Raw genomic sequence first — 11,742 nt, forward strand, 5'->3', positions numbered from 1 at the left:
TTTTTAGCTAAATTGTAACGAAATTTTTAGCTAAATTAAGATTTTAAATGAAAATTTGCTATAATTGATAAAGGCTTGAATTTTAAGCTTAAAAACTAGCCCTTAGCCTTTAAATTTAAGCATTTAAAGCCTAAGTTTAAGGGGCAAATTTTATAAAAACTGTTTAAATTCACAAACTGAATTTTAAATTTACAGTGTAGCTTGTGAGATAGCAAGGTTAGATAGGAACTTTGTCATATTTACATAAGAAGGTATAAAATCAAAAAAGGAAGACTATGAGTAAAACTGTGTATTTTTACGCCACCTGTTTAGGCACTGCTGCTATGCAAGAAACCGTGTTAAATGCCATTAAGCTCTTGCGCAAAGAAGGAGTTGAGGTTATCTTTAAGAAGGATCAAACCTGTTGCGGACAGCCCTCTTTTAACACAGGCTATTTCAAGGAAAGCAAGGAAATAGCCCTTTATAATGCAAGGCTTTTTAAAGAAGATTATCCTATTGTAGTTCCAAGCGGTTCTTGTGCTGGTATGATGGGGCATGATTATTTAGCACTTTTCAAAAACGAAGCAGCTTATGAGGAGATGGCTAGATTTAGCTCTCGCATAATAGAACTTTCTCAGTATTTAGATGAGGTTTTGAAGGTAAATTATGAGGACAAGGGCGAGCCTATTAAGATCACCTGGCATAGTAACTGCCACGCTTTGAGGGTGCAAAAAAGCATTAAGGCAAGTAAGAATCTACTAAGAAGGCTTAAAAATGTCGAGCTAGTAGAGCTTCAATACGAGGAGGAATGCTGCGGCTTTGGAGGTACCTTTGCTGTGAAAGAGCCTGAAATTTCAAATGCTATGGCAAGGGCTAAGGTTGAAGACATACAAAAAAGCGGTGCAAGGTATGTAATTAGCGGGGATGGGGGCTGCTTGTTAAACATAAGTGGGACCATGAGTAGAATGGGGCTTGATATAAGAGGAGTTCATCTTTATGATTTCTTGTTAAAACGTTTAGAAGGAGTAGCCCTATGAAAAAACTAGCACACGAAGAAATAGTTAAGATCAAACTAGCAGACAGTCAAATGCGTGAAAATGTCTCAAAGGCTATGCATACCTTGCAAAGTAATAGAGGCAAGGTGATAGAGGGTAAATTCAATGACTGGCAAGGACTTCGCAAAAAGGCAAGAGAGGCTAAGAATAAAGCCTTAATGAGCCTTGAAGAAAGGCTTTTGGAGTTTGAAAAAAATGCCACAAAAAATGGCATGCAAATTCACTGGGCTAGTAGCGATACTGATGCTTGTGAGATCATTTATGAGTTAATGCTTGAAAAAGGAGTAAATAAAATACTCAAGGGAAAGTCAATGGCTAGCGAGGAAATAGGGCTTAATCACTTCTTAGAAAAAAAGGGCTTAAGGGCTATTGAAACAGATTTAGGCGAGCTAATAATCCAGCTAAACAACGAACCACCTGTGCACATAGTAGCACCTGCCATTCATAAAAACCGCTATGAGATAGGACAGATCTTTAAAGATAATTTAGGATCCCCCCTTGAAAACGAGCCTGAAAAGCTGAATTTAATAGCTAGAAAGCATCTAAGAGATCAATTTGAAGGACTTCAAATGGGGCTAAGTGGGGCAAATTTTGCCATTTCAAGAGAGGGTGCTGTGTGGCTTATTGAAAACGAGGGCAACGGTCGCATGTGCACAACAGCTCCTGACATTCACATTATAATTTGTGGCATAGAAAAGGTGCTTGAAAGCTTTGAAGATGCGGCAACTATGGTTTGTTTGCTTACTCCCTCAGCCACAGGACAGTTCATACCAACTTACAATAATATCATAATGGGTCCAAGAAGAAATGAGCTTGACGGTCCAAAAGAAGTGCATGTGGTGCTTTTTGATCATCACAGAAGCAATATGCTAGAAAGCAAGAACTATTACGAAGCCCTTCGTTGCATAAGATGTGGAACCTGTATGAATTACTGCCCTGTGTATGATAAGATAGGAGGGCATGCCTATCAGGCTGTGTATCCAGGACCCATAGGAGAGGTCATTAGCCCTCAGCTTTTTGGTATGGATGAAAATGGGGATATTTTGAGCTTTTGTTCTATGTGCGGTAGGTGTAGCGAGGTTTGTCCTGTTGAAATTCCTTTGGCTGATCTAATTAGAATGTTAAGAAGCAACAAACTAGGACAAGGAGAGGATAATCCCTTAAATTCACATAGATTAAAGCACAGTGCCACTGAAAATCTGATCTTTAAGGGCTTTAAAAAGATGGCTACAAATGGGGCACTTTGGAGATTTGCTCTGTCTAAGACGCATTATTTTAACCCTCTTTTGCAAAATTTCAAGGGGGTTTTGCCTGTGATTAAAAAATGGAATGCCTATAAGGATCTGCCAGAGCTTAAAATGGATCTTTACAAGGAGGTGCAAAAGATTGAGGGGGTAAGATATGAGTAGGGTGGAGATCTCAAAAAGAAGCAAAGAGGCTATCTTGGCTGCTTTAAAAACAGGCTTTAAGGATGAGAGCTTGAATTTAAAGCCTAGTGTAGATCCTGTATTACACATAAAAACTAGTTCTCAGTTGCTAGAAGAGATGAAAGAAAAGATGAGTGATAATAAATTCATAGTTGAGGAAAGCGATGCTTTTAGCTTAGAGGCTAAGATCAATGAAATATCAGCAAGCTATGGCTATGAAAAGCTGATTTATCCTTCAAATTTACAACTTGATCTAGCCAAGATTAATGCCAAAGAAAAGATCTGCTTTGATAAAACTGTTGAAAATTTAAGAAAAGAAATCTTTCACAGTGAATTTTCCATTATTAACGCTAGATGTGGGGTTAGTTCTCACGGAGTAGTATGTGTTTTAAGCTCAAAAGAACAGCCTAGAATGCTAAGCCTTGCACCAACTTTATGTATAATCTTACTTAAAAAAGAAGCCATAGTTAAGAGTATGAGCGAGGCTTTGAATTTAATCAAGGCTGAGAGTTTAGGGCTTTTAGAAGATGAATTAAGCTCAAAATTTGCAAGAGTAGGTATTTTCGCTGATGAAAACGAGGCTGCTAAAAGCGTTTCAAGCCCTGCTTTAAATAAGGCTTTAAGTGCTTATTCTCAAAGTGGGGCAGGTGTATTGCCAAGTAATGTGCTCTTCATCGCAGGTCCATCTAGAACAGCAGATATAGAGTTAATCACTGTTTTTGGGGTGCATGGTTCTCAAAGGGTGCATTTGATTCTTTACTAGCCTTGAATTTATTAGCTTAATAAGTGCTTGCCTTGCGGATTTTGTAGATTTTGCTTTTTTGGGTGGGATTTTGCAAAACTTTTCTTAGCTAGGAAATGGGATTTTGCTAAATGTTTCTTAGCTAGTGAAAATGGATAGTAAAGCTTAATCTTGCGTTGCTTTAACAGTGGCTTTGATAAATTTAAATTTTTGCTTGGTTCTTGTTTAAAACAGTATTGCTTTTAGCTCAGATGTTTTGTCATTTTAATAGTAACTAAGAATTCACAAACTTATAGAGAACTGCCTTAATTTATAGAAAACTGCCTTGAATTTATGGACCTTGCGTCCATAGGCTAGGAATGATAAATCAGCAGTTTTTAAAGCCTTGTATTTTTGCATTTTGCGGGTGTTTTTGTATATTTTGTGGCTTTGGATATAACCTTAGCTATAAAGTGTAGCAAGGCTTAATATCTTATAAGCCATTCCCCTTCTTTTGTATTTTTAGCCCAACTCTAAGCTAAAATTCACAAAGGCTTGAATTTAAATTTTAACTTTTATAAATTCAAGCAAGGCTCACAAAGAGAAATTTAAACAAGGCTAACAAAGAACTATTTTTTGAATTTAAGAAAGACAAATTTTAAGCCAAACTCATAAAATTCAAGCCCCTAAAATTCTTGTTATTAAAATAACAAACTAGCCTAAGTTTCATTTACACAAGGATAAAAAAAATAATATAAAATACAAAGTTTTAGGTCAAATTCAAGCCAATTTATATATTTACAATGCTAAGTTTATGCTAAGAAGGATACACAATGCAAAAGCAAACCAAGATCAAAGGCTTTGAAAAGCTAAGGCTTATCTTAGTTCTAGCCTTAATGTCAGCCATAGCACCCCTTGCTACTGATATGTATCTACCAGCCTTACACCATGTGCAAGAAAGCTTTCAAACCTCAGCCTTTCTTACTCAGCTTTCACTAGCTAGCTTTTTTATAGCCTTTGCCTTGGGGCAGCTAATTTATGGACCTTTGAGTGATATTTTTGGACGCAAAAAGCCCTTGTATGTGGGTATGATCTTATTTATGCTCTCATCCTTGGGCTGTGTTTTAATTGACTCAGTTGAGGCTTTTATTGTTTTACGATTTTTTGAAGCTCTGGGAGGTTGTGCTGGTGCTGTCATAGCTAGGGCTATTGTAAATGATCTCTTTGAGCTTAAAGAGGCTGCAAGTATCTTTGCCCTGCTTATGGTTGTGCATTCTCTTGCTCCTATGCTCTCTCCTACCTTTGGGTCTTTACTATTAGAGTTTTTTTCTTGGTATAGTATTTTTATAACCCTCTTTGGAGTGGGGATCTTACTGCTTTTCTTGCTTGTTTTTAGTCTCAAAGAAAGTGCTAACACAAATTTAGCCTCTGAGTTTTCCTTCAAGGAAATTCTTTCAAATTACAAAACAGTTTTAAAAGATAAGATCTTTCTTCTTTACACCCTAGCAGGAGCACTTGCTATGGCTGGTATGTTTGCTTATATAACAGGATCAAGCTTTGTTTTTATAGGCTCTTTTGGTTTAAGCGAGCAACAGTTTGGAATTTTATTTGGGGTAAATGCCCTTGGCTTTATGATCTTTGCAAATATCAATGCAAGGCTTGTTTTAAGATATTCTCCTTATAAGATCTTAGCTGTATCCTTTGTCTTTATGTTTGCAATGAGTGTAATCTTGGTTCTTTGTGCCTTTTTAACTGTGAGTTTTTGGTTTTTTGAGCTAGCCTTATTTTTTACCATAGCAATGCTAGGCTTTTTACTGCCAAATATCACCACCCTTGCAATGGCTCGTTTTATGAGTAAAAACTCAGGCACAGCCTCTGCTGTGCTTGGTACCACTCAGTTTGGCTTTGCAGGCATATCAAGCTTTGTTGTTGGGATCTTAAATGCAAATTCTCCTGTCTTCTTGGGCTTACTAATTTGTGTTTCTTCTTTTTTGGCTGTTTTAAGTTATGTTTTTTGTAATAAAATAAATAAAGTTAGCTTAGTGAAAGGTTGATCATGAAAAAAATATTTTTACTTCTTTTTACTCTTTGTTCTTTAAGCCTTGCTGTTAGGCTTGGAGACTTAGAATTAAGCCCTGAATTTGGAGGGGGTGCTCAAAGGCTTATGATAAATGGCAAAAGTCATTATGAATACAGCCTTTATGGCAAGGTATGGGTTGGTGTTAATGATCTAGTTATTGCTCCTCAGTTTAAATACTCAAGCCTAGATGATGGTTACAGACAGCTTAAAAACCAACAGTACGGAGTCTCAGTAGGACTTAATATAGAATTAGCCGTGCTTTATTTAACTCCTTATTTAGGGGCTAATTATTCAAGCTTTAATGAGTATTATGAAAGCACTGTGTCTTTTAATGCAGGGCTTAGAGCAAAGCCTATGCTCTTTCCTTTAACTGTGGGCGTGGAGTATCAATACCAAAACCCAAATACCATTTATGGTAGAAATGTGAAGATGGAAGCCGTGCTTTTTAGTCTAGGTTTTAGCTTTTAAGCCTTGAATTTTAATAAAAATTCACGCTTTTTAAATAAATAGCCTTGCAAACTGTTGAATTTACTTCTTTTGTCAAAGATACTTATCTTTATCTACTAAGCCTTGCTAAGTATGATAAGGCTTGGCTTTTTTAGCAAAGAAAATTTCTTTTGTAACACGACAAGTTTATACTATAAACACTTTTTTAAATAAAGAATGTTTTAAGTGCTAAACAAAATACCTTGAATTTGTGAATTTTGTTTTAACTTTGCTAGGACATGTTTGCTATTTATTATCCTAAATTGCATTTGCAAACTTGTTTTTGCCTTGCATTTTTGTAAATTTTTTAACTCTTGAATGCGAATTTGTGAATTTTATCTAAGGTTATCTTGTTTAAAATCATAAAGATAAGAGCAGTTCTAACTCTCATAGCTCTTACAAAAAATTAACACCACAACTAAGCTAACAAAGCCTTCAAAAAGTTTCAACTTGCAAAAAAAAAAAAAAAAAAACGGTATCATTAGTCCTCATAACAAAAAGGACTAAGATGGGTGAGAAAATTTTAGGAAAATATGAAATTATTGATCCAAAAGATGACAAAGAGCTTGATGAGAACGAGTTTAAGGCTAAAACTGCAAAGGGACACTTTTACCTCAAAAGGGTGGCAAAGAATGGCAAGCAAACAAAGAATGAAGATAAAGATAGCACAAAAAGCATAGATCTTATGAGTTTGGCTGCAAGTTTGCACTTAGAACTTGATCATAAAAACATAAAATGCGTAACTGTGGATGAGGACGATTTTTATTTTTACGCCATTACACCCTTGCTTGAAAGCGAGGAATACTTCCCTTTAAAACGAGATGTATTCATTGAAGATGAGGAGCTTAACTACGAGAAGCTTATAAATTGTTATGTACAAATCTTTGATGCCTTAAAATACATAGACTCACAAAATTTACATCACGCAAATATCTGCACTCAAACTGTCCTTGTGGATAGGGATAACCGTGTATTTTTACTAGACTTTGGCAAGAGCTATTATTATGGCTTGTTTGGCAGTGGCAATACTCGCTTTCACGCACCAGAACAGCTTGGTTTGCTTAAAGAAGATATTGACATAAGAGCGGATATTTTTGCCTTTGGACTTGTGATGCTTGATCTCTTACTTGCTGGCTTTGAGAGGTTTGATTTTGATGAGTATAAAACTCCAAAGGATTTAGAGGGCATTTTTGAGAAGATAGTAGCAGAGTATGAGCTTGAAGGGGTTGAAAATGAGCTTTTTTTACTCATTAAAAAGATGAGTGCTTATGAGCCACAAAAACGCATTAGTTTGCAGGACTTAGGAGAGCAGTTAAGAAAAATTTATACTTCCTTGCCAAAGGAGTATGTCTTTGAGCTAAACTTATCAGAAAAGGCAGCTAATAAATACGGTTCGTTAAAAGAGCTAGACCCTTATGAGCTAGCAGCTAAGCTAGAAGAGAGATTAAGCGGACAAGAAGCCTTCTTTGAATTTAGTAAAGATAAAAGTGGGGAGAAAGAGGAGATTAGGATTGCTTGTGCTGATCTAATCTTTTGTTGCTCGGCAAAGGAAGCCACATACTTCTTTTGCTTTGCTATCTTCGACAATAATGGCAAAATGCTTGATGCACTTTACAATAACGGAGTAAAAATTAGCTGTGAATTTAAGATCACTCAAGGCTTTAATCACTGCGATAAATGTAGCGATGTGCAAAGCTTTAAAGAGGTCTTAGAAGAAAAATTTAGGCTATCAAGTTTGAAGTCTAAATTCCTTGAGGTGGATAAAAGGGCTATTGCAATAGAAGAGGAGCTTTTAGCTGCTGAAAAAAGAAGTATAGATGCAAAAAAGCAAACCCAAGATGCAAGATTTAAGAGCTTAAATAAGAACAAAGATAGCATGGTTTTTACTCTCATTAAAGAAGGTGAAAACGAGGATAATAAAGGCTTGAATTCAAAGGCTGATGAAGCTTTAAATTCAAAGACGCAACAAGGCTTAAATTCAAGTAAAAGCGAGGAGGACTTGAATTCAAAAGATAATAAAGGCTTGAATTTAAAGGCTGATGAGAAAGAAGTTGAAAGCTTAGATGATGAGGAGGCCTTTTCTAGGCTCTTAGATAAATTTCAAGGCAAGGAAGAAAATCTAGCAAAAGCAAAAGGCTCATTAAAAAGTGATAAAAAATTCAGAGGCTTTAAGTTAAAGGATAGGGTGATTGTAGAGGATGAGGAGGAGAAATTTAAGGGCGTTTTAAGTGGGGGCGAGGTGATAGGTGAAAATGCCAATACAAACGAGCTTACAGTTAAGTTTGCAAGGTATAGCCTAAATACAGTTGATGAGGAGTTATTAAAAAAGGCAAAGTGGAAAATTTCTTATGATTATCAGATAGAGGAGATCTTGTGGAGTAAGAAAAATAAAGCCTTAGAAGCCCTTGGTAGTGCCAATGTGCTAATTAATAATTTGCTTCGTAAAATAAATAATCCAAAAGTCTTAGCAGAAAATGATCTAGTTGATGAGGCTTCATTTTTTGATAAAAATTTAGATGAAAATCAAAAAGAAGCTACTATAAAGGCATTAAGCCTTGAAAATGAGAGTGAGATCTTACTTATTCAAGGACCCCCTGGAACTGGCAAAACAACAGTTATTACCGAGCTTATAAGAAAGTTTTTAAAAAGACATAGACATATAAAGATCTTACTTGCCTCTCAAAGTAATCAAGCTGTGGATAATGTGCTTGAAAAGCTTTATAAGGATGAAACTAAGATTTTAAGAAGAGGAAATGAAGATAAAATGAGCGATATAGCAAGACAATTTACTCAAAAAAATGTGTTATATAGCATCATAAAAGATAATTTAGACCGTTTGGAAAAAAATAAGATCTGTGATGAAAATTCACACACTCAAGAAAAATTACGCAAGTTACAAGAAGATTTTAAAAAGTCCTTGCAGCTTATACATAAGCTTACAAGCGATAGCAAGGAAGGTGAGCTAGTGCATAAGCTCACAAGCGATACAAAGAGCAAGGATGGCGAGCTAGGAGATCTTTTTTTAAAAAATATTAGATGCTTTTTTGGCACCTTGCTTGGAATTTCATCTTGGACAAATTTTAAAGATACTAGCTTTGATATAGCCATAGTTGATGAGGCTGGTAGGGCTACTTTAAGTGAGATCTTAGTGCCTTGCATAAAGGCTCGCAAAATCGTGCTAGTAGGGGATCATAAACAGCTTGCCCCTGTGGTGGATGATGAGATAGCTGATAATATAAAAAATGCCAGCAAAGAAGAGGTGAAAACCTCATTTTTTGAAAGACTGTGGCAAAGGCTTGAAGATGGGGCTAAAGATGCGCCTCATTTAAATAATTTCAAGCACCGTCTCATTTATAATTACAGGGCTGAGGATAGAATTTGTAGGCTTTATAGCACTGCTTTTTATGAGGGCGAGCTAAAAACTTCTGAGGCTATAAAGGATAAAAGAGAACATGGGCTTAATCTATTTAAATCAAGCGTTGTTTGGCTTGATACAAGTAAAAGGGCTGATAGAGAGGATTCACAAGTTGGAACTGGCAAGATTAATATATGCAATAAGAATTTAATCAAAAACACCCTTGAAATTTTACACGATAAACTTCAAAAAGAAGATAGGGCTTTAAGTATAGGCATAATCACTCCTTACAAGGCACAAGTAACTTTGCTAACAAGCGAGTTAAAGGCCTTAAAGGAAAGATTTAAGGATATTTACAAGGATAAAACATACGATAAGGATCTAAAAAGTGGCTTTGATATAGGCACTGTGGATAGCTTTCAAGGATCTGATAGGGATATAATCATTTATGACTGTGTTAGATCTGGCATGGCAAATAAAGATAAAAAAGGAGGTGCGAAGATTAGCTTCATAGCCGATGAAAAAAGGCTTAATGTGTCCTTGTCTAGGGCTAAGAGCTTGCTTATAATAGTAGGGGATATGAACTTTCTTTTTACAGCTAGGGTGGATGAGGGCAAAAACAATCCTTTCTATGAGATCATAGGCTATATAAACAAGCATAAAGAAGATTATCAAATCATAGACTCAGGAGCAAAGAATGGCTAAGAAAAAATCAAATGCAAATAGATCAAAACAAGAAAATTCAAAGGAATTTACCCCAAAGGAACTTTTAATACATAAATATGCAGATTTTTATACAGCTAAAAAAGAACAAAAAAGCGAGTTAAGAGAAGGACTAAATGAAGAAGAGGCACAAGATAATTTTGTGCTTTATGATGCCCTTGAAATCTTTTATCCTATGTATAAGTCAAAGATAAAATACACAGTTTCTATACAAAGACCCTTACATCCTGTGATAGAACAGATTTTAAAGATAATTGATGAGCTATCAAGGATTAAAAACATAAATATAATTGAAAAACTGCAAGAAATAACCCAGCTTGATAGTGAGATTTATGAAAGCATCCTTAATGATCTACTTCTAAGAGGGTTTTTGGTAGAAGAAGAGGGAAATTTAGCGCTAAGCCTTAGAGCCAAGCAGCTTCTTAAAGAACAAAATGAGATGGTAAAAGAAGAAACCTTTGCCTTTGTGCTAATAGATGGTATCTTTGGTAGGGTTACACAGGTGGCAAAAGATGGCAGGGCTTTGTATTTGCCTGATAGGGCTGGTAAGCAAGGCTTAGAATTAAAGCCAAGCATTAATGCAAGACCAAAGACCGAGAGGCTTTTTGATGAATTTTCAGACAATAAAACCCTCTATCAGGTGCTAATAGCAGCCTTGCAAGGACTTGATGATACAGAGGGTAATAAATGCGAGCCTTGCGATATAAATGAGATCATTGATGTAAAAAAGTTTTTCAAGCCTTATTTTTGCCTCTTTTATAAAAGCAAGGAGGATGAAAGAAGGATACTTGTCATAGATACCAAGCTTGATATAGATCAAGATGCAACAAGGCTTTTTGACGAGCTTTTAAGGCAGCAAGGTCTCTTTGAGGCAAGTGTGGTAAATATTAATTCTCAAAAAGAGCAGTTAGCAAAGGTGGATCCTGAATACTACTTAGGACTTGACGAAGAAACAATAAACAAACTAGCACCCAAAAATGCCCTTGAAGAACACAAAGAAAAATTCAAGCAAATGAATAAGGAAAAAATTGAAGAAATATTAAGCCTTGATCTAAAAGAAAGAATTATTTATGATCAAGAACATCCTAAATTTTTTAGATACGCCTTGCAAAGTGCTAAAAAAATGGTATGCGTACATAGTCCTTGGATAAGGGGTAGGGTGCTTAGGATCTATGAAAAAGATCTTAAAGTGGCACTTGAAAGAGGGGTTGATCTTTTTTTTAAATACAATATGACACCAAGAAATGAAAGAGATAAGTTAGATCTTGACAGTGAGGCAAAAGCAATTTGCCAGATATTAAGCAAAGATTATCCAAATTTTCATCTTATAAAAGATGAGACGAGCAATCACTCAAAAATTCTAATTTGCGATGAAGCCTTTATGATAGTGGGAAGCTTTAACTGGCTAAGTTATAGCGGAGAGGATAATAGAAAGGAAACATCTGCTTTGATGCTTAATAAAGACAGTATCAAAGAAAATATAAAAGAGTTTAAAAAAGGCTGAATTTGGCTTTTAAAGATGTTAATTGCAACAGATGTGGTAATATCGTTGTTAAACATCATATCAAGCCTTGACATTATGAGTTGAGATAGCTCTACAAAGTCCGCAGGCTTGCGAGAATTTTTTGAGACATTGTCATACTGCTCATTGTATTTGATTTAAAAATTGTTGATTAAGGCTCAAAATGCTTTAATAGGATTTTGGCTTATCAATTTTAGCAAATTTTGATGAGAATTTTGTACTAAAATTTTCGTCTAAATTCTATTTCTTTTAAGTGAAACACAAAATTGTCTTTTTTTATACCTAAATAAATTTAGCAAGTCTAAATTTCGCAAACTTCTACTACGCAGTTACAAAAGGCTTAACGAAGTAAAAACATTCACAATTTCGTTTATGTGGTTATGTCCATTTGCAA

7 protein-coding genes are annotated in these 11,742 nt (G+C 35.4%); all 7 read left to right on the top strand.

What is annotated here, in order from left to right:
• Positions 1 to 275: 275 nt before the first annotated feature.
• The 7 genes from DMC01_RS07090 to DMC01_RS07125 all read left to right on the top strand — a co-directional run bounded on the left by DMC01_RS07090 (position 276) and on the right by DMC01_RS07125 (position 11,330).
• Complete coding sequence (locus tag DMC01_RS07090; protein WP_142693559.1) at positions 276 to 1,016, top strand: (Fe-S)-binding protein; 741 nt, start codon at positions 276 to 278, stop codon at positions 1,014 to 1,016.
• Positions 1,013 to 2,443, top strand: a complete 1,431-nt coding sequence (locus DMC01_RS07095; RefSeq protein WP_142693560.1) for a LutB/LldF family L-lactate oxidation iron-sulfur protein — start codon at positions 1,013 to 1,015, stop codon at positions 2,441 to 2,443. The genes DMC01_RS07090 and DMC01_RS07095 overlap by 4 nt, the downstream gene beginning before the upstream one ends.
• Positions 2,436 to 3,224 (top strand): LutC/YkgG family protein, encoded by a 789-nt coding sequence (locus tag DMC01_RS07100; protein WP_246059097.1) that lies wholly within the window; start codon positions 2,436 to 2,438, stop codon positions 3,222 to 3,224. The genes DMC01_RS07095 and DMC01_RS07100 overlap by 8 nt, the downstream gene beginning before the upstream one ends.
• A 791-nt stretch (positions 3,225 to 4,015) precedes the next feature.
• The gene (locus DMC01_RS07110; protein ID WP_142693561.1) at positions 4,016 to 5,236 is read left to right on the top strand and encodes a multidrug effflux MFS transporter; all 1,221 of its coding nucleotides are present in this window, start codon (positions 4,016 to 4,018) and stop codon (positions 5,234 to 5,236) included.
• Positions 5,237 to 5,238: 2 nt separating this feature from the next.
• On the top strand, positions 5,239 to 5,730 hold the full coding sequence (locus DMC01_RS07115; protein WP_142693562.1) for a hypothetical protein: 492 nt from the start codon (positions 5,239 to 5,241) through the stop codon (positions 5,728 to 5,730).
• Positions 5,731 to 6,256: 526 nt separating this feature from the next.
• The gene (locus DMC01_RS07120; protein WP_142693563.1) at positions 6,257 to 9,808 is read left to right on the top strand and encodes an AAA domain-containing protein; all 3,552 of its coding nucleotides are present in this window, start codon (positions 6,257 to 6,259) and stop codon (positions 9,806 to 9,808) included.
• Complete coding sequence (locus DMC01_RS07125) at positions 9,801 to 11,330, top strand: phospholipase D-like domain-containing protein (protein WP_142693564.1); 1,530 nt, start codon at positions 9,801 to 9,803, stop codon at positions 11,328 to 11,330. Before DMC01_RS07120 ends, DMC01_RS07125 begins: the two co-directional genes overlap by 8 nt.
• The last annotated feature ends 412 nt before the right edge of the window (positions 11,331 to 11,742 follow it).

This window comes from Campylobacter troglodytis, assembly GCF_006864425.1.
GTDB lineage: Bacteria > Campylobacterota > Campylobacteria > Campylobacterales > Campylobacteraceae > Campylobacter_D > Campylobacter_D troglodytis.